This window comes from Pseudomonas sp. BF-R-24 (assembly GCF_019947335.1).
GTDB classification, from domain to species: Bacteria; Pseudomonadota; Gammaproteobacteria; order Pseudomonadales; family Pseudomonadaceae; genus Aquipseudomonas; species Aquipseudomonas jessenii.
Genome location: NZ_JAGYGG010000011.1, coordinates 133,576 through 152,089, shown reverse-complemented (window position 1 = coordinate 152,089; position 18,514 = coordinate 133,576). Strand labels below are relative to the sequence as shown.

The window sequence follows — 18,514 nt, the reverse complement described above, 5'->3', positions numbered from 1 at the left end:
ACCTATCCAAGAGGATTTTGAAATGGCAGAGATTACTGCAGCGTTGGTCAAAGAACTGCGCGAGCGTACTGGCGAAGGCATGATGGACTGCAAAAAGGCCTTGACCAAGGCTGGCGGCGACATCGAGAAAGCCATTGATGACATGCGTGCTTCGGGCGCCATCAAGGCTGCCAAGAAAGCTGGCAACGTTGCCGCTGAAGGCGCTATCGCCATCAAGGCTGACGACAAGGCAGCCGTGCTGCTGGAAGTTAACTCGCAGACCGACTTCCTGGCCCTGCAAGACGACTTCAAGAACTTCGTTGCTGCCTGCGTAGAAAAAGCCTTCGACGAAAAACTGACCGACGCAGCTCCGCTGATCGCCGCTCAGGAATCGGCTCGTGAAGCTCTGGTCGCCAAAGTAGGCGAGAACGTCAACATTCGTCGCCTGGTACGCGTAGAGGGCGACGTTGTCGGCACCTACCTGCACGGTAACAAGATCGGTGTTGCTGTTGTTCTCAAGGGCGGCGATGTTCAGCTGGCCAAAGAGATCGCCATGCACGTGGCGGCAAGCAACCCTGAGTTCCTGCTGCCATCGCAGGTTTCGCCAGAAGCCATCGAGCGCGAGAAGGGCGTTTTCCTGACCCTGAACGAAGACAAGATGAAAGGCAAGCCAGCTGAAATCGTCGAGAAGATGATTGCCGGCCGTATCACCAAGTTCCTGGCTGAGGCCAGCCTGGTAGAGCAAGCTTTCGTGATGAACCCGGAAGTCACCGTTGGTGCCCTGGCCAAGAAAGCCGGCGCTGAAATCGTTTCCTTCACTTACTTCAAAGTAGGCGAAGGCATCGAGAAGCCAGTGGACAACTTCGCAGAAGAAGTTGCTGCCCAGCTGGCTGCCGCCAAGCAATAAGACGGTTTTTTAACTGTCGCCCAGAAGAGGCTGCCCGCTCACGCGCGCAGCCTCTTTTCAGATGGGGTATCAATTTTTATTTGGTTTCCCTTTGGAACTGGCTTACAAAGCCATGTTCCGATGGCGCTGAAGCAGTGCCAAGCTAGAGTGAGCGTCAGCTGTAAAACAGCTCGCAAAGAATTTTTTTAAAATACGCCGCAGGAGAGATTCGCAATGGCTCAGCAGGGCAGTGGTTATCAGGCTCGCTATAAACGCATTCTACTCAAGCTTAGCGGCGAGGCCCTGATGGGCTCGGAAGAGTTCGGGATCGATCCGAAAGTTCTGGATCGCATGGCATTGGAAGTTGGCCAACTGGTCGGCATCGGCGTTCAGGTTGGTCTGGTTATCGGTGGTGGCAACCTGTTCCGCGGTGAAGCGCTGAGCAAGGCTGGCATGGACCGGGTCACCGGCGACCACATGGGCATGCTGGCCACTGTGATGAACGCCCTGGCGATGCGCGACGCCCTTGAGCGCGCCAACATCTCGGCCATCGTGATGTCCGCTATTTCCATGGTTGGCGTGACCGATCACTACGATCGTCGCAAGGCCATGCGTCACCTGAATTCCAAGGACGTGGTGATTTTCGCGGCCGGTACCGGCAACCCGTTCTTTACGACGGATTCGGCAGCCTGCCTGCGTGCAATCGAAATCGATGCCGATGTCGTGCTCAAGGCGACCAAGGTCGATGGTGTCTACACCGCTGACCCGTTCAAAGACCCGCATGCCGAGAAGTTCGATCATCTGACTTATGATGAAGTGCTGGATCGCAAGCTGGGTGTGATGGATCTGACGGCCATTTGCCTGTGCCGCGACCACAAGATGCCACTACGCGTATTTAACATGAACAAGCCCGGCGCCCTGCTGAATATCGTACACGGCGGCGCTGAAGGGACCCTGATCGAGGAAGGCGCACAATGATCAACGAAATCAAGAAAGACGCTCAAGAGCGCATGCAGAAGTCCGTGGAGTCGCTCGCGCACAACTTCGGCCGTATTCGTACCGGCCAGGCGCACCCGAGCATCCTGGAAGGTGTGATGGTGCCGTACTACGGCTCCGACACCCCGATCAAGCAAGTGGCCAACATCACAGTCAAGGACGCCCGTACCCTGCAAGTCGTTGCTTTCGAGCGCAACATGCTGGGTGCTGTCGACAAGGCGATCGGTAGCGCAGGTTTGAACCTGAACCCGACCAACCTTGGCGAGTTGCTGTTGATCTCCATGCCTGCCCTGACCGAAGAAACCCGCAAGGGCTTCACCAAGCAGGCTCGTGACGTCGCGGAAGATGCCCGTGTTGCCGTGCGCAACATCCGTCGTGATGCCAACAGTCAGCTCAAGGATCTGGTCAAGGAAAAAGAGATCAGTGAAGACGAAGAGCGTCGTGCGACTGGCGAGATCGACGACCTGACCAAAAAATTCGTGGCTAAAATCGACGCGGACTTGGCACAGAAAGAAAAAGACCTGATGGCCGTATAAAGGGTTGTGTTTTCATGGAAAAGACTAAGCAGACTGCACCGTCCGCGGTGCCGCGCCATGTCGCGATTATCATGGATGGTAACAATCGCTGGGCGAAGAAACGCTTTATGCCTGGTGTCGCCGGGCATAAAGCGGGCGTGGATGCGGTACGTGCAGTCATTGAAGTCTGCGCCGAGGCCAAGGTCGAGGTGCTGACCCTGTTCGCCTTCTCCAGTGAGAACTGGCAGCGTCCTGCCGATGAGGTCAGCGCTTTGATGGACCTGTTCTTCAGGGCGCTGCGTCGTGAGGCCAAACGCCTCAACGACAACAACATCAGCCTGCGCATCATTGGTGACCGCTCGCGTTTTCATCCTGAGCTGCAGGCTGCCATGCGTGAAGCCGAGGCCATGACGGTTGGTGCCAATCGTTTTGTTCTGCAGATCGCCGCCAATTACGGCGGTCAGTGGGATATCGCGCAAGCTGCGCAACGACTGGCGCGAGAAGTTCAGGCCGGGCACTTGCGTCCGGAAGACATCACGCCTGATCTGCTGCAGACCTGCCTGGTCACAGGCGATCTGCCGTTGCCGGACCTGTGCATCCGCACCGGTGGCGAGCACCGCATCAGCAACTTCCTGCTCTGGCAACTGGCCTATGCCGAGTTGTATTTCTCCGACCTGTTCTGGCCGGACTTCAAACACGATGCCATGCGCAATGCGCTGGCCGATTTCGCTTCCCGCCAGCGCCGCTTCGGTAAAACGAGCGAGCAGGTCGAGGCTGGGGCCCGGGTTTAATGCTTAAACAACGAATCATCACCGCACTGATCCTGTTGCCGATTGCCTTGTGCGGATTTTTCCTGCTTGAAGGTTCCGGTTTTGCACTGTTCATCGGGCTGGTCGTGACCCTTGGTGCCTGGGAATGGGCGCGTCTGGCGGGTTTTGCCGCTCAAGCGTACCGCGTCGGCTATGCCGCTGTGGTCGCTCTGGTGCTGTTCCTCATGTACATCCTGCCCGGCCTCGCGCCTTGGGTATTGGGCGCTTCAGTGCTGTGGTGGGCAGTGGCGACGTATCTGGTGCTGACCTATCCGCGCTCGAGCGAGCAATGGTCCAGTGCGGCGACCAAGTTGGTGATCGGTCTGTTGATTCTGCTGCCGGCCTGGCAAGGTCTGGTGCAGATCAAGCAATACCCGCTGGGTAACTGGCTGATCATGGCGGTGATGGTGTTGGTCTGGGGTGCCGATATTGGCGCCTACTTCTCCGGTCGCGCTTTCGGCAAACGCAAGCTCGCACCTCAGGTCAGTCCGGGCAAAAGCTGGGAGGGCGTGTACGGTGGTCTGGCGCTGAGCCTGGTGATTACCACAATCGTTGGTCTGGTACGCGACTGGACGGTGGCCGAGCTGCTCAAAGGGTTGATCGGTGCCGCACTGATCGTGTTCATTTCGGTGGTGGGTGATCTCACTGAAAGCATGTTCAAGCGTCAGTCCGGGATCAAGGACAGCAGTAATCTGCTTCCGGGTCACGGCGGCGTGCTGGATCGTATCGACAGCCTGACGGCAGCGATTCCGGTGTTTGCGGTGCTGCTGTGGATGGCTGCCCCATGAGCCGCCCGCAACAGATTACCGTTCTGGGGGCGACCGGCTCGATTGGCCTGAGCACGCTCGACGTCATCGCTCGTCACCCTGATCGATATCAGGTCTTTGCCTTGACTGGCTTCACCCGCTTGAGTGAATTGCTGGCGCTCTGCGTGCGCCATGTCCCGCGATTTGCCGTGGTGCCTGAGGTCGCAGCTGCCCGCACCCTGCAAGATGATTTGCGCGCGGCGGGTCTCTCGACCCGTGTTCTGGTGGGTGAGGAAGGTTTGTGTCAGGTCGCTTCCGATCCGGAAGTCGATACGGTCATGGCGGCCATCGTCGGTGCGGCGGGTTTGCGCCCGACACTGGCGGCGGTGGAGACCGGCAAGAAGATTCTGCTGGCCAATAAAGAAGCGCTGGTCATGTCCGGCGCGCTGTTCATGCAGGCCGTGCGCAAGAGCGGTTCGGTGTTGCTGCCGATCGATAGCGAGCACAACGCGATTTTCCAGTGCATGCCGCTCGATTATGCCCGTGGCCTTGAGGTGGTTGGCGTACGTCGGATTCTGCTGACGGCTTCCGGCGGTCCGTTCCGACAGACGCCCATGGCGGAGCTGGCGCATGTTTCTCCCGATCAGGCGTGTGCTCATCCGAACTGGTCCATGGGGCGAAAAATCTCCGTTGACTCGGCCAGCATGATGAACAAGGGGCTTGAGTTGATCGAAGCCTGCTGGCTGTTCGATGCAAAGCCTTCGCAGGTCGAGGTGGTGATTCACCCGCAAAGTGTGATCCATTCGCTGGTCGACTACGTCGATGGTTCTGTTCTGGCACAGCTGGGTAATCCGGACATGCGCACGCCCATCGCCAATGCCCTGGCCTGGCCGGAGCGGATTGACTCGGGTGTGGCGCCGCTGGACCTGTTTGCCATTGCGCGGCTGGACTTCCAGGCGCCCGATGAAGATCGTTTCCCGTGCCTGCGTCTGGCTCGTCAGGCGGCCGAAGCGGGTAACAGCGCGCCAGCCATGCTCAATGCGGCGAACGAGGTGGCGGTAGCGGCATTTCTCGACGAACGGGTTCGTTACCCGGAAATCGCGAGTATCATCGAGGAAGTACTGAATCTGGAGCCCGTAGTGGCAGTGGATGATCTCGATGCGGTGTTCACGGCAGACGCGAAGGCCCGATTGCTGGCCGGACAATGGTTGAGCCGTCACGGGCGGTAAATGCTGCGGATAGTTGGCCCAGGCAGCAGTGGATAGGAATGCGGAGAAAGTAGATGAGCGCGCTCTATATGATTGTCGGCACCCTGGTCGCTCTGGGTGTGCTGGTTACCTTCCACGAGTTCGGCCATTTTTGGGTCGCGCGTCGCTGTGGGGTCAAAGTGCTGCGCTTCTCCGTAGGTTTCGGCATGCCTTTGCTGCGTTGGCACGACAAACAGGGCACCGAGTTTGTCGTCGCCGCCATCCCGTTGGGCGGCTACGTCAAAATGCTCGACGAGCGCGAAGGTGAAGTACCGCTCGATCAGCTTGATCAATCCTTCAATCGTAAATCCGTTCGTCAGCGCATTGCCATCGTAGCGGCGGGGCCGATTGCCAACTTCCTGCTGGCATTGGCGTTCTTCTGGGTATTGGCAATGCTCGGCAGCGAGCAGGTGCGTCCGGTCATCGGTGCTGTCGAGTCCGGGAGTATTGCGGCCAAGGCAGGTTTGAGCCCCGGCCAGGAAATCGTGGCCATTGATGGTGAGGCGACTTCCGGCTGGGCGGCGGTGAACCTGCAGCTGGTGCGTCGCCTGGGCGAAAGCGGTTCGTTGCAGATAGTGGTGCGCGAACAGGGTTCCACGGCCGACTCTCCTCGTGAACTTGCGCTGGACAAGTGGCTCAAAGGGGCTGACGAGCCCGACCCTATCCATTCTTTGGGGATTCGTCCGTGGCGTCCGGCATTGCCGCCTGTCCTGGCCGAGCTCGATCCAAAGGGGCCGGCCAAGGCTGCCGGCCTGAAGACCGGTGACCGGTTGCTCGCGCTCGATGGTCGTACGCTCGATGACTGGCAGCAGGTTGTCGATACCGTCCGTATGCATCCTGATACCAAAATCATGCTGCGGGTTGAGCGCGACGGTGCTCAGATCGACGTCCCGGTAACACTTGCCGCTCGCGGCGAGAGCAAGTCACCCAGCGGTTATTTGGGGGCAGGGGTGAAAGCGATCGACTGGCCGCCGGAGATGATCCGCGAGGTCAGCTACGGACCATTGGCAGCAATTGGCGAGGGGGCTCGACGCACCTGGACCATGAGCGTGCTGACCCTCGATTCACTGAAGAAAATGTTGTTCGGCGAGCTCTCGGTAAAAAACTTGAGTGGACCGATAACCATTGCTAAAGTGGCGGGCGCTTCGGCCCAGTCGGGTGTTGCTGATTTCCTGAATTTCCTTGCTTATCTGAGTATTAGCTTGGGCGTTCTGAATTTGTTGCCCATTCCGGTACTGGATGGGGGGCATTTGTTGTTTTATCTGATCGAGTGGGTGCGTGGTCGTCCCTTGTCAGATCGGGTGCAAGGTTGGGGGATACAGATCGGTATCAGTTTGGTGATCGGGGTGATGTTGCTTGCTCTGGTTAATGATCTGGGTCGACTGTAACGCTTCGCTGAATTGCGAATCTGCCGCATTTTGCGGCAGTTTGTTTATTGCCAGTTGGAATAAGAAAGGACTTCATGAAACGTCTGCTGCTAACTGCGGTTCTCACCGTATTGATGATCGCCGAAGTTCACGCCGAGTCCTTCACTATCTCTGATATTCGCGTCAATGGCCTCCAGCGGGTCTCCGCGGGTAGCGTCTTTGGTGCTTTGCCGTTGAACGTCGGTGAACAGGCGGATGATCGTCGCCTGGTGGAATCCACTCGTGCGTTGTTCAAAACCGGTTTCTTTCAAGATATCCAGCTGGGCCGCGATGGCAACGTCCTGGTCATTACGGTAGTCGAGCGCCCGTCGGTCGCCAGTATCGAGATCGAAGGCAACAAGGCGATCTCTACCGAAGACCTGATGAAAGGCCTCAAGCAATCCGGTCTGGCCGAAGGCGAGATCTTCCAGCGTGCCACCCTCGAAGGTGTGCGTAACGAGCTGCAACGTCAGTACGTCGCCCAGGGTCGCTACTCGGCTACCGTCGACACCGAAGTGGTGCCGCAGCCGCGTAACCGCGTCGGCCTGAAGGTCAACATCAACGAAGGCACCGTTGCGGCTATCCAGCACATCAACGTGGTGGGCAACACGGTCTTTCCTGACGAAGACCTGATCGACCTGTTCGAACTCAAGACCACCAACTGGTTGTCGTTCTTCAAGAACGATGACAAGTACGCCCGTGAAAAGCTGTCCGGTGACCTGGAACGCCTGCGTTCCTACTATCTGGACCGTGGCTACATCAACATGGATATCGCTTCGACTCAGGTCTCCATTACGCCAGACAAGAAGCACGTCTACATCACCGTCAACGTCAACGAAGGCGAGAAGTACACCGTTCGTGACGTCAAGCTCAGCGGTGACCTGAAAGTCCCTGAAGACCAGGTCAAGTCCCTGTTGCTGGTGCAAAAAGGCCAGGTGTTCTCGCGCAAGCTGATGACCACCACCTCCGAACTGATCACCCGTCGCCTGGGTAACGAGGGTTACACCTTCGCCAACGTCAACGGTGTGCCTCAACCGCACGAAGAAGATCACACCGTAGACATCCTGTTCGCGGTCGATCCGGGCAAGCGTGCCTACGTGAACCGCATCAACTTCCGTGGCAACACCAAGTCCGAAGACGAAGTGCTGCGTCGTGAAATGCGTCAGATGGAAGGCGGCTGGGCTTCCACTTACCTGATCGACCAATCCAAGACCCGTCTTGAACGTCTGGGCTTCTTCAAGGAAGTCAACGTTGAGACCCCGGCCGTGCCGGGTGTCGATGACCAGGTGGACGTCAACTACAGCGTTGAAGAACAAGCCTCCGGTTCGATTACCGCCAGCGTCGGTTTCGCCCAGAGCGCCGGTCTGATCCTCGGTGGTTCGATCACCCAGAACAACTTCCTGGGTACCGGTAACAAGGTCAGCGTCGGCTTGACCAAAAGCGAATACCAGACCCGCTATAACTTCGGCTTTGTCGACCCCTACTGGACCGCCGACGGCGTGAGCCTGGGTTACAACGCGTTCTACCGCACGACTGACTATGACGAGCTCGATACTGACATCGCCAGCTACGCCGTAGACAGCCTGGGTGCAGGCGTGAGCGTTGGCTACCCGATCAGCGAGACTTCGCGTCTGACCTTTGGCCTGACGGCTCAGCAGGACGAGATCAAGACAGGTGTGTACACCGTTGACGAGATCTTCGACTTCGTTAACAAGGAAGGCGACAAGTACCTGAACTTCAAGGCTTCGGCCGGTTGGTCCGAGTCCACCCTGAACAAGGGTGTGCTCGCTACCCGTGGTCATTCCCAGAGCCTGGTGCTGGAATCCACGATTCCAGGCAGCGACCTGTCGTTCTTCAAGCTCGACTACCGTGGCCAGTTGTTCCAGCCATTGAGCGAGAACTACACCATGCGCCTGCACACCGAGCTGGGTTATGGCGATGGCTACGGGTCGACGGATGGCTTGCCATTCTATGAAAACTACTATGCTGGTGGTTTCAACTCGGTTCGTGGCTTCAAGGACAGCACCCTGGGGCCTCGCAGTACACCAAGTACCGGCAAGAACCCTGGTACAGCGGTCGACCCGGACCAGGATCCGCTGCCGTTCGGTGGTAACGTCCTGATCCAGGGTGGTGTGGAGGTTCTGTTCCCGCTGCCGTTCATCAAGGATCAACGCTCCCTGCGGACCTCGGTATTCTGGGATGTGGGTAACGTGTTCGATTCATCTTGCTCGGATACCACAAACGCGGATGGCTCGAAGTCCAATACCAAGTGCAACGATATCAGTCTGAGCAACATGGCCAGTTCCGTCGGTGTGGGTGTGACCTGGGTCACCGCACTGGGTCCTCTGAGTTTCGCCCTGGCCATGCCAGTCAAGAAACCGGATGACGCTGAAACTCAAGTGTTCCAATTCTCTCTCGGCCAGACGTTCTAAGCGTCTGACCCAAGATAACGACAATGAATTTTGTAGGGGTGCATCGTGCGTAAGTTGACTCAATTGGTTCTCCTGGCCAGCGTACTGGTCGCTGGTCCGGCGTTCGCCGACATGAAAATTGCTGTTCTGAACTATCAGATGGCTCTGCTGGAGTCCGACGCGGCCAAGAAATACGCCGTGGATGCCGAGAAGAAGTTCGGCCCTCAGCTGACCAAGCTCAAGACGCTGGAAAGCAGCGCCAAGGGCATTCAGGACCGTCTGATGGCCGGTGGCGACAAAATGCAGCAGGGCGAGCGCGAGCGTCTGGAGCTTGAATTCAAGCAAAAGGCCCGTGACTTCCAGTTCCAGTCCAAGGAACTGAACGAAGCCAAAGCCGTTGCCGACCGTGAAATGCTGAAGCAGCTCAAGCCGAAACTGGACAGCGCTGTGGAAGAAGTCATCAAGAAAGGTGCTTTTGACCTGGTCTTCGAGCGTGGCGCAGTGATTGATGTCAAGCCTCAGTACGACATCACTCGCCAGGTTATCGAGCGCATGAATCAGCTGAAGTAACTATGACAGCGACTATAAAGCTCGGCCAATTGGCCGAGTTCCTCGGCGCCACGCTACGTGGCGACCCGGAGAAAGAAATTACTGGGCTAGCCACTTTGCAAGAGGCTGGCCCAGCTCAGTTGAGCTTTCTCGCAAACCCTCAATACCGTAAGTACCTGGCAGATAGCCAGGCCGCAGCTCTGTTACTGAAGGCTGCTGATGCCGAAGGTTTTGCCGGTAATGCACTGATCGTGCCTGATCCGTATCTGGCCTACGCGCGTGTTTCCCACCTGTTCGATCCAAAGCCGAAAGCGGCTGCCGGCATTCACCCGACAGCCGTTGTGGCCGAGGACGCGGTGGTTGACCCGGCTGCGAGTATTGGTGCCTTTGCGGTGATCGAAAGCGCGGCACGTATTGCTGCGGGTGTGACCATCGGTGCGCATTGCTTCATCGGTGCCCGTTGCGAAATTGGCGAAGGCGGCTGGCTGGCCCCGCGGGTCACGCTGTATCACGACGTGCGCATCGGCAAGCGTGTGGTCATTCAGTCGGGTGCCGTGCTCGGCGGCGAAGGTTTCGGTTTTGCCAATGAGAAAGGTGTCTGGCAGAAAATTGCCCAGATCGGTGGTGTGTTGGTCGGTGACGATGTGGAGATTGGCGTGAATACCGCTATCGACCGCGGCGCATTGGCCGATACCGTTCTCGGTAATGGTGTGAAGCTCGACAACCAGATCCAGATCGCCCACAACGTTCAGGTCGGTGATCACACCGCCATGGCCGCCTGCGTCGGGATCTCCGGCAGCACCAAAATCGGCAAGCATTGCATGCTCGCTGGCGGTGTAGGGCTGGTGGGGCATATCGAAATTTGCGACAACGTTTTCATCACCGGGATGACCATGGTGACCCACTCGATTACCGAAAAGGGTTCCTATTCTTCCGGAACGGCAATGCAGCCAGCAGCCGAATGGCGCAAAAGCGCGGCTCGCATCCGTCAGCTCGATGACATCGCGCGGCGCCTGCGACAGCTGGAAAAGCGTGTAGGGGAAGTGACCCCTGACGGTAATGCTTCATCAGATGGCTGATACCATTTCCATATCAAGTGTGCACAGCCGTTAGACGGCCTGCTTGATTTGCTAGAGGGGCGTGTGTCAGTCGCGCGCTCCCAATCTTTACATAGGCTTCCCCCCGAAATGATGGACATCAACGAGATTCGCGAATACCTGCCTCACCGTTACCCGTTCCTGCTGGTGGACCGGGTAGTGGAGCTGGATGTTGAAGGCAAGCGCATTCGCGCCTACAAGAATGTCAGCATCAACGAACCGTTTTTCAATGGTCACTTCCCTGCGCATCCAATCATGCCGGGCGTATTGATCATCGAGGCAATGGCTCAGGCTGCCGGGATCCTTGGTTTCAAAATGCTCGACGTGAAACCGGCTGACGGCACGCTCTATTACTTCGTCGGGTCCGACAAGCTGCGCTTCCGCCAGCCGGTTTTGCCGGGCGATCAGCTGATCCTTGAGGCCAAGTTCATCAGCTGCAAGCGTCAGATCTGGAAGTTCGAGTGCCAGGCTTCGGTCGATGGCAAGCCTGTCTGCTCGGCTGAAATCATCTGTGCGGAACGCAAGCTATGAGTTTGATTGACCCTCGTGCAATCATCGATCCGACAGCCGTTCTGGCTGACGGCGTCGAGGTCGGCCCGTGGTCGATCGTCGGCGCAGGTGTGGAAATCGGCGAGGGGACAGTCATCGGGCCACACGTGATTCTCAAGGGCCCGACCCGAATCGGTAAGCACAATCGCATCTACCAGTTTTCCTCGGTGGGCGAAGACACACCCGACCTGAAGTACAAGGGCGAGGAAACCCGCCTGGTGATCGGTGACCACAACGTCATCCGTGAAGGCGTGACGATTCACCGTGGCACCATCCAGGACCGCTCGGAAACGACCCTGGGCGACCACAACCTGATCATGGCCTATGCCCACATAGGCCACGACAGCGTTATCGGCAACCATTGCATCCTGGTGAACAACACCGCACTGGCGGGCCATGTGCATGTGGAAGACTGGGCGATTCTTTCCGGTTTTACCCTGGTTCACCAGTATTGCCACATTGGCGCCCACAGCTTTTCAGGTATGGGTACAGCGATCGGCAAGGATGTTCCTGCGTATGTCACGGTGTTCGGCAACCCTGCCGAAGCCCGGAGCATGAACTTCGAGGGCATGCGCCGTCGGGGCTTCAGCGAAGATGCGATCCACGCGCTGCGTCGTGCCTACAAGGTGGTGTACCGCCAGGGCCTGACCGTGGAGCAGGCGCTCGCCGAACTGGCGGAGCCTTCTGCGCAGTTCCCGGAAGTAGCGGTGTTCCGTGACTCCATCCAGTCTTCGACCCGCGGCATCACCCGCTAACCATGGCCAATCTGCGTATTGCGCTGGTAGCAGGTGAGGCTTCCGGTGACATTCTGGGTGCGGGTGTCATGCGCGCGCTCAAGGCTCGCCACCCGGCGGTCGAGTTCATCGGTGTCGGTGGTCCGTTGATGCAGGCTGAAGGCCTGACCTCGTATTTCCCGATGGAGCGTCTGTCCGTCATGGGCCTGGTGGAAGTGCTGGGCCGGTTGCGCGAGTTGCTGGCTCGGCGCAAGAAGCTGGTCGCCGACCTGATCGACGCGAAACCCGATGTATTCATTGGTATCGACGCGCCGGACTTCAACCTCAATATCGAACTCAAGCTGCGCCAGGCCGGGATCAAGACGGTGCATTACGTCAGCCCGTCGGTTTGGGCCTGGCGGCAGAAACGCGTGCTGAAGATTCGCGAAGGTTGCGACCTGATGCTCACGCTGTTCCCGTTCGAAGCCAGATTCTACGAAGAGAAAGGCGTGCCGGTGCGTTTCGTCGGCCATACCCTGGCCGATGCCATTCCACTGCAGGCCGATCGCGCTGCTGCACGGGCCGAACTCGGTTTGCCTGACGGGCCGCTGGTGGCGTTGATGCCAGGCAGCCGTGGCGGTGAAGTTGGCCGGCTCGGTTCATTGTTTCTCGATACGGCGCAGCGCCTGCGGGCGTTGCGCCCGGGGGTGCGGTTTGTCATGCCGTGCGCCAGTGCGCAACGTCGCGCACAGCTCGAAGAACTGTTGGCCGGTCGCGATCTGCCGCTGACCCTGCTCGACGGGCAGTCTCATCTGGCCCTGGCAGCGTGCGATGCGGTGTTGATTGCCTCCGGTACCGCGACGCTTGAAGCGCTGCTGTACAAGCGACCGATGGTGGTCGCCTATCGCCTGGCGCCGCTGACGTTCTGGATTCTCAAACGCATGGTGAAAAGCCCCTACATTTCGTTGCCGAACCTGTTGGCCCAACGTCTGTTGGTGCCCGAGTTGTTGCAGGACGATGCCACGGTCGAAGCGCTGGCCCAGACCTTGTCGCCACTGATCGAGGATGGGGAAGAGCAGACCCGCGGTTTTGACGAGATTCACCGGACCCTGCGTCTGGATGCCTCCAACCAGGCTGCGGACGCAGTGCTGAACCTGATCGGCCAAGTAAAATGAGTAAAACGAATATGCAGATGGGGCTGGATTTCACCTTGGTCGCTGAAATCGAAGAGTTGGTTGCCGGTGTCGATGAGGTGGGTCGCGGTCCGCTCTGTGGTGCGGTGGTGACAGCGGCGGTGATCCTCGATCCGAACCGCCCGATCCTCGGCCTGAATGACTCGAAGAAACTCACCGAAGCCCGTCGCGAAAAGCTCTACGACGAAATCTGCGAAAAAGCGCTGAGCTGGTGCATCGCTCGCGCCGAAGTCGAAGAAATCGACGAACTGAATATCCTGCACGCCACCATGTTGGCCATGCAGCGCGCGGTCGCCGGGCTGCACGTTCAGCCGAAGCTGGCGATGATCGACGGCAATCGTTGCCCGAAACTGCCGATGCGCTCCGAAGCCGTGGTCAAGGGCGATAGCAAGGTTCCAGCCATCGCCGCCGCATCGATTCTGGCCAAGGTCAGCCGTGATCGTGAAATGGCCGCGTTCGAATTGATCTACCCGGGTTACGGCATCGGCGGGCACAAAGGCTACCCGACGCCCGTTCATCTGGATGCACTTGCCCGTCTTGGCCCGACACCGATTCACCGGCGTTCGTTTGCCCCGGTGCGGCTGGCGTATGAGGCACGGGAAGGTCTCATCGAGAGTTAGTCGCGAGGCTGATGTTTTACTCAAGGCCCGGTACAATCCGGGCCTTGTTGTTTTCATGACTTAACGCAGGATCACTATGCCGGCTTCATTCGTTCACCTACGCCTGCACACTGAATACTCCCTGGTCGACGGTCTGGTGCGGATCAAACCGCTGGTCAAGACCCTGGTGGGCATGAACATGCCTGCCGTGGCGGTCACCGACCAGAACAACATGTGTTCCCTGGTCAAATTCTATAAAAACGCCATGGGTGCCGGGATCAAGCCGATCTGCGGCGCCGACCTGTGGCTGTCGAACAAGGATCCGGACAACCCCCTGAGCCGGATCAGCCTGCTGGTGATGAACGCCGAAGGCTATCGCAACCTCACCGAGCTGATTTCCCGCGGCTTTATCGATGGTCAGCGCAACGGCGCGATCATCATCGAGCGCGAATGGGTTGCTGAAGCCAACTCGGGCTTGATCATGCTGTCGGCGGCCAAAGAAGGCGAGATCGGCCAGGCCATGCTCAGCGGCAACCCCGCCGAGGCCGAAACCCTGGCCCGCGAATGGATGGACGTGTTTCCGGATCGTTTCTATCTGGAAATCCAGCGCACCAACCGCCCCAACGATGAAGAACAACTGCACGGCGCCGTGGCCCTGGCCGAGAAGCTCGGTGCGCCGCTGGTGGCGACCAACGACGTGCGCTTCATCAAGCAGGAAGACTTCGCTGCCCATGAAACCCGCGTCTGCATCGGTGAGGGCCGCGCCCTCGACGATCCGCGGCGTTCGAAGAATTACAGCGATCAGCAGTATCTCAAAAGCGCCGAGGAAATGGCCGAGCTGTTCAGCGACATTCCCGAAGCGCTGGAAAACACCGTCGAGATCGCCAAGCGCTGCAACATTGAAGTGAAGCTGGGCACGCACTTCCTGCCCAACTTCCCGATCCCTGATGGCATGACCATCGACGAATACTTCCGCAAGGTGTCCTTCGACGGCCTGGAAGAGCGCCTTGCCGTTCTGCTGCCCAAGGACACCACCGAAGACTACGAGGCCAAGCGCCAGGTCTATGTCGACCGGCTGAATTTCGAGCTGGATATCATCATCCAGATGGGGTTCCCCGGTTACTTCCTGATCGTGATGGACTTTATCCAGTGGGCCAAGAACAACGGCGTGCCGGTGGGTCCTGGCCGTGGATCGGGTGCCGGGTCGCTGGTGGCCTATGTGCAGAAGATCACCGACCTCGACCCGCTGGAATATGACCTGCTGTTCGAACGATTCCTCAACCCGGAACGGGTGTCGATGCCCGACTTCGACGTCGACTTCTGCATGGACGGTCGCGACCGGGTAATCGACTACGTAGCCGAGAAGTACGGCCGCAATGCCGTGAGCCAGATCATCACCTTCGGTTCCATGGCGGCAAAGGCCGTGGTCCGCGACGTGGCGCGGGTGCAGGGCAAGTCCTATGGCCTGGCGGATCGCCTGTCGAAGATGATTCCGTTCGAAGTCGGCATGACCCTGGAAAAGGCCTATGAGCAGGAAGAGATCCTGCGCGATTTCATCAAGGTCGATGAAGAGGCCGCGGAAATCTGGGAGATGGCCCGCAAGCTCGAAGGCGTTGTGCGTAACGTCGGCAAGCACGCCGGTGGTGTGGTAATCGCCCCGACCAAGCTGACCGACTTCTCGCCGATCTATTGCGACGAAGCCGGTGATGGCCTGGTAACCCAGTTCGACAAGGATGACGTCGAGGCGGCCGGCCTTGTGAAGTTCGACTTCCTCGGCCTGCGGACCCTGACGATCATCGACTGGGCGCTGAAAACCATCAACCGCGACCGTGCCAAGGTCAACGAACCGCCGCTGGATATCGCGTTCATCCCGCTGGATGACAAACCGACCTACACCTTGCTGCAAAAAGCCGAAACCACGGCGGTGTTCCAGCTTGAATCCCGGGGCATGAAGGAGCTGATCAAAAAGCTCAAGCCCGACTGCCTGGAAGACTTGATCGCACTGGTGGCACTGTTCCGTCCGGGCCCGCTGCAATCGGGCATGGTGGACGACTTCATCAACCGTAAGCACGGTCGCGCCGAGCTGGCGTATCCGCACTCGGACTACCAGTACGAAGGCCTCAAGCCGGTACTGGCACCGACTTACGGCATTATCCTGTACCAGGAACAGGTGATGCAGATTGCCCAGGTCATGGCCGGTTACACCCTCGGTGGTGCGGACATGCTGCGTCGAGCCATGGGTAAGAAAAAACCCGAGGAAATGGCCAAGCAGCGCGGTGGCTTCATTGAAGGTTGCGCCACCAACAACATCGACGCGGACCTCGCCGGTAACATTTTCGACCTGGTGGAAAAATTCGCCGGTTACGGCTTCAACAAATCCCACTCCGCCGCCTATGGCCTGGTGTCGTACCAGACCGCATGGCTGAAGGCGCACTACCCGGCGCCGTTCATGGCCGCGGTACTCTCTGCGGATATGCACAACACCGACAAGGTCGTGACCTTGATCGAAGAAGTGCGGACGATGAAGCTGCGTCTCGACGCGCCGGACGTGAACACCTCCGAATTCAAGTTCACGGTGAACGACGAAGGCCGGATCATTTACGGCCTGGGCGCCATCAAGGGCGTGGGTGAAGGCCCGGTCGAGGCGATCACCGAAGCGCGTCTGGCCGGTCCGTTCAAGGATCTGTTCGATTTCTGCGCACGGGTCGACCTCAAGCGCATCAACAAGCGCACCCTTGACGGATTGATCCGCAGCGGCGCCCTGGATCGCCTCGGGCCGTACTTCCACGACGAGCAGAAAGCCTACCAGGCCAACATCGACCGCAATCGAGCGGTGCTGCTGACGGCCATGGAAGAGGCGATCAAGGCGGCCGAACAGACCGCGCGCACCCAGGACAGCGGTCACTCCGACCTGTTTGGCGGTCTGTTTGTCGAAGAAGACGCTGACGTCTACGCCAATCACCGCAAGGCCAAGGAGCTGACCCTCAAGGAGCGCCTGAAGGGGGAGAAAGATACCCTCGGCCTGTACCTGACCGGTCACCCGATCGACGAGTACGAAGGTGAAATCCGTCGCTTCGCCCGCCAGCGCATCATCGACCTGAAACCGGCGCGTGATACCCAGACCGTTGCCGGGATGATCATCGCCTTGCGGGTGATGAAGAACAAAAAGGGCGACAAGATGGGGTTCATCACCCTCGACGACCGCTCCGGACGGATCGAGGCCTCGCTGTTTTCCGAGGCGTTCCATTCCGCGCAATCGCTGTTGCAGACCGACGCGATGGTGGTGGTCGAAGGCGAGGTCAGCAACGACGACTTCTCCGGTGGCCTGAAATTGCGGGTCAAGCGGGTGATGAGCATGGAGGATGCGCGCACCAATCTGGCCGAAAGCCTGCGCCTGAAGTTGCATACCAAGGACCTCAAGGGCGATCAGCTACGCTGGCTGGGTGAACTGTTGAAGCGTCACCGCGGCGCGTGCCCGATCACCCTGGACTACACCAGCCCCGATGCGAAGGCCTTGTTGCAGTTCGGCGAAGGCTGGCGAATCGATCCGGCGGATGCGTTGATTCAAGCCCTGCGTGACCAGTTCGGGCGAGACAACGTCTTCCTCCAATACCGTTGACGGTCAGTGCTATCAGATTGCCCTGACCTTGACCTGAATTTTTAATCTCGACCTCAACGCGCCTGTCCCTTAAGGTAGGGCGCGAATAGACAACCGGCCGGCCCAAGAACCCTTGGGACTCGACCCAAGACGGACGCCTATGAACCCGAATTTTCTAGATTTCGAACAGCCGATCGCCGACCTGCAAGCCAAGATCGAAGAGTTGCGCTTGGTCGGTAATGACAATTCGCTGAATATCGGCGATGAGATCTCCCGCCTGCAGGACAAGAGCAAAACGCTGACCGAAGACATCTTCGGCAAGCTGACCAGCTGGCAGATCGCACGTCTGGCGCGTCACCCGAAACGTCCGTATACCCTGGACTACATCGAACACATCTTCACCGAGTTCGACGAACTGCACGGTGACCGTCACTTCTCCGACGACGCTGCCATCGTTGGCGGTATTGCCCGTCTGGACGACAAGCCGGTGATGATCATCGGTCACCAGAAAGGCCGTGAAGTGCGCGAGAAAGTTCGCCGCAATTTCGGCATGCCGCGTCCGGAAGGCTACCGCAAGGCTTGCCGCCTGATGGAAATGGCCGAACGTTTCAAAATGCCGATCCTGACCTTCATCGACACTCCGGGCGCTTACCCTGGCATTGACGCTGAAGAGCGCAACCAGAGCGAAGCGATTGCCTGGAACCTGCGTGTCATGGCCCGCCTGAAAACCCCAATCATCGCCACCGTGATCGGTGAGGGTGGTTCCGGTGGTGCGCTGGCGATCGGCGTCTGCGACCAGTTGAACATGCTGCAATACTCCACCTATGCGGTGATTTCGCCGGAAGGTTGCGCTTCGATTCTGTGGAAAACCTCCGAGAAGGCACCGGATGCCGCAGAAGCGATGGGCATCACCGCCGAGCGCCTCAAAGGCCTGGGTATCGTGGACAAGGTGATTGGCGAGCCACTGGGCGGCGCGCACCGCGACCCGGCCACCGCAGCCGCATCGATTCGCGCCGAACTGAGCTCGCAACTGGCGATGCTGAAGAAGTTCGATAACGACGCGCTGCTCAAGCGCCGCTACGATCGACTGATGAGCTACGGTCTCTAAGCCGTACACGCAGTGCCCATGTGGGAGCGGGCTTGCTCGCGAAAGCGGTATAACAGTCAACGGGTGCGTTGAATGTTGATCCGCCTTCGCGAGCAAGCCCGCTCCCACATTTG

16 protein-coding genes are annotated in these 18,514 nt (G+C 58.7%); all 16 read left to right on the top strand.

The window, feature by feature from the left end; all coding sequences use genetic code 11:
• The first annotated feature begins 22 nt into the window (after positions 1 to 22).
• The 16 genes from tsf (at position 23) to KGA98_RS11740 (ending at position 18,401) form a co-directional block, all read left to right on the top strand.
• Positions 23 to 886 carry a translation elongation factor Ts gene (tsf, locus tag KGA98_RS11815; protein WP_008052779.1) on the top strand — a complete coding sequence of 288 codons (864 nt, stop codon included), beginning with the start codon at positions 23 to 25 and terminating at the stop codon, positions 884 to 886.
• 213 nt (positions 887 to 1,099) lie between these two features.
• Positions 1,100 to 1,843 (top strand): UMP kinase, encoded by a 744-nt coding sequence (pyrH, locus tag KGA98_RS11810; RefSeq protein WP_056720982.1) that lies wholly within the window; start codon positions 1,100 to 1,102, stop codon positions 1,841 to 1,843.
• A complete protein-coding gene (frr, locus tag KGA98_RS11805) occupies positions 1,840 to 2,397 on the top strand; it encodes a ribosome recycling factor (RefSeq protein WP_008000041.1) in 558 nt (185 codons plus the stop codon). The genes pyrH and frr overlap by 4 nt, the downstream gene beginning before the upstream one ends.
• Before the next feature lie 14 nt (positions 2,398 to 2,411).
• The gene (gene uppS / locus KGA98_RS11800) at positions 2,412 to 3,167 is read left to right on the top strand and encodes a polyprenyl diphosphate synthase (protein WP_150812904.1); all 756 of its coding nucleotides are present in this window, start codon (positions 2,412 to 2,414) and stop codon (positions 3,165 to 3,167) included.
• On the top strand, positions 3,167 to 3,973 hold the full coding sequence (locus KGA98_RS11795) for a phosphatidate cytidylyltransferase (RefSeq protein WP_057716172.1): 807 nt from the start codon (positions 3,167 to 3,169) through the stop codon (positions 3,971 to 3,973). Before uppS ends, KGA98_RS11795 begins: the two co-directional genes overlap by 1 nt.
• A complete protein-coding gene (gene ispC / locus KGA98_RS11790; protein ID WP_223502390.1) occupies positions 3,970 to 5,160 on the top strand; it encodes a 1-deoxy-D-xylulose-5-phosphate reductoisomerase in 1,191 nt (396 codons plus the stop codon). The genes KGA98_RS11795 and ispC overlap by 4 nt, the downstream gene beginning before the upstream one ends.
• A gap of 53 nt (positions 5,161 to 5,213) precedes the next feature.
• Entirely contained in the window at positions 5,214 to 6,566 is a 1,353-nt protein-coding gene (gene rseP, locus KGA98_RS11785; protein ID WP_223502389.1) for a sigma E protease regulator RseP, read from the top strand.
• Positions 6,567 to 6,640: 74 nt separating this feature from the next.
• Positions 6,641 to 9,016, top strand: a complete 2,376-nt coding sequence (bamA, locus tag KGA98_RS11780; protein WP_223502388.1) for an outer membrane protein assembly factor BamA — start codon at positions 6,641 to 6,643, stop codon at positions 9,014 to 9,016.
• A gap of 45 nt (positions 9,017 to 9,061) precedes the next feature.
• Positions 9,062 to 9,565, top strand: a complete 504-nt coding sequence (locus KGA98_RS11775; protein ID WP_007990260.1) for an OmpH family outer membrane protein — start codon at positions 9,062 to 9,064, stop codon at positions 9,563 to 9,565.
• Between the two features lie 2 nt (positions 9,566 to 9,567).
• A complete protein-coding gene (gene lpxD / locus KGA98_RS11770) occupies positions 9,568 to 10,623 on the top strand; it encodes a UDP-3-O-(3-hydroxymyristoyl)glucosamine N-acyltransferase (RefSeq protein WP_223502387.1) in 1,056 nt (351 codons plus the stop codon).
• Positions 10,624 to 10,731: 108 nt separating this feature from the next.
• Positions 10,732 to 11,172, top strand: a complete 441-nt coding sequence (fabZ, locus tag KGA98_RS11765) for a 3-hydroxyacyl-ACP dehydratase FabZ (RefSeq protein ID WP_007978374.1) — start codon at positions 10,732 to 10,734, stop codon at positions 11,170 to 11,172.
• A complete protein-coding gene (gene lpxA / locus KGA98_RS11760) occupies positions 11,169 to 11,945 on the top strand; it encodes an acyl-ACP--UDP-N-acetylglucosamine O-acyltransferase (RefSeq protein WP_057716167.1) in 777 nt (258 codons plus the stop codon). The genes fabZ and lpxA overlap by 4 nt, the downstream gene beginning before the upstream one ends.
• 2 nt (positions 11,946 to 11,947) lie before the next feature.
• Positions 11,948 to 13,078 carry a lipid-A-disaccharide synthase gene (gene lpxB / locus KGA98_RS11755; RefSeq protein ID WP_223502386.1) on the top strand — a complete coding sequence of 377 codons (1,131 nt, stop codon included), beginning with the start codon at positions 11,948 to 11,950 and terminating at the stop codon, positions 13,076 to 13,078.
• 11 nt (positions 13,079 to 13,089) lie between these two features.
• Positions 13,090 to 13,716 carry a ribonuclease HII gene (gene rnhB / locus KGA98_RS11750; RefSeq protein ID WP_223502399.1) on the top strand — a complete coding sequence of 209 codons (627 nt, stop codon included), beginning with the start codon at positions 13,090 to 13,092 and terminating at the stop codon, positions 13,714 to 13,716.
• Positions 13,717 to 13,792: 76 nt separating this feature from the next.
• Entirely contained in the window at positions 13,793 to 17,314 is a 3,522-nt protein-coding gene (gene dnaE / locus KGA98_RS11745; RefSeq protein ID WP_057716164.1) for a DNA polymerase III subunit alpha, read from the top strand.
• Between the two features lie 139 nt (positions 17,315 to 17,453).
• Complete coding sequence (locus KGA98_RS11740; RefSeq protein ID WP_223502385.1) at positions 17,454 to 18,401, top strand: acetyl-CoA carboxylase carboxyltransferase subunit alpha; 948 nt, start codon at positions 17,454 to 17,456, stop codon at positions 18,399 to 18,401.
• The last annotated feature ends 113 nt before the right edge of the window (positions 18,402 to 18,514 follow it).

Coding starts and splice junctions, on each gene's coding strand:
- KGA98_RS11795 (WP_057716172.1), top strand. CDS start 3,167: ATGCTTAAACAACGAATCATCACCGCACTGATCCTGTTGCCGATTGCC.
- lpxB (WP_223502386.1), top strand. CDS start 11,948: ATGGCCAATCTGCGTATTGCGCTGGTAGCAGGTGAGGCTTCCGGTGAC.
- frr (WP_008000041.1), top strand. CDS start 1,840: ATGATCAACGAAATCAAGAAAGACGCTCAAGAGCGCATGCAGAAGTCC.
- rseP (WP_223502389.1), top strand. CDS start 5,214: ATGAGCGCGCTCTATATGATTGTCGGCACCCTGGTCGCTCTGGGTGTG.
- tsf (WP_008052779.1), top strand. CDS start 23: ATGGCAGAGATTACTGCAGCGTTGGTCAAAGAACTGCGCGAGCGTACT.
- rnhB (WP_223502399.1), top strand. CDS start 13,090: ATGCAGATGGGGCTGGATTTCACCTTGGTCGCTGAAATCGAAGAGTTG.
- ispC (WP_223502390.1), top strand. CDS start 3,970: ATGAGCCGCCCGCAACAGATTACCGTTCTGGGGGCGACCGGCTCGATT.
- dnaE (WP_057716164.1), top strand. CDS start 13,793: ATGCCGGCTTCATTCGTTCACCTACGCCTGCACACTGAATACTCCCTG.
- KGA98_RS11740 (WP_223502385.1), top strand. CDS start 17,454: ATGAACCCGAATTTTCTAGATTTCGAACAGCCGATCGCCGACCTGCAA.
- lpxA (WP_057716167.1), top strand. CDS start 11,169: ATGAGTTTGATTGACCCTCGTGCAATCATCGATCCGACAGCCGTTCTG.
- uppS (WP_150812904.1), top strand. CDS start 2,412: ATGGAAAAGACTAAGCAGACTGCACCGTCCGCGGTGCCGCGCCATGTC.
- lpxD (WP_223502387.1), top strand. CDS start 9,568: ATGACAGCGACTATAAAGCTCGGCCAATTGGCCGAGTTCCTCGGCGCC.
- pyrH (WP_056720982.1), top strand. CDS start 1,100: ATGGCTCAGCAGGGCAGTGGTTATCAGGCTCGCTATAAACGCATTCTA.
- bamA (WP_223502388.1), top strand. CDS start 6,641: ATGAAACGTCTGCTGCTAACTGCGGTTCTCACCGTATTGATGATCGCC.
- fabZ (WP_007978374.1), top strand. CDS start 10,732: ATGATGGACATCAACGAGATTCGCGAATACCTGCCTCACCGTTACCCG.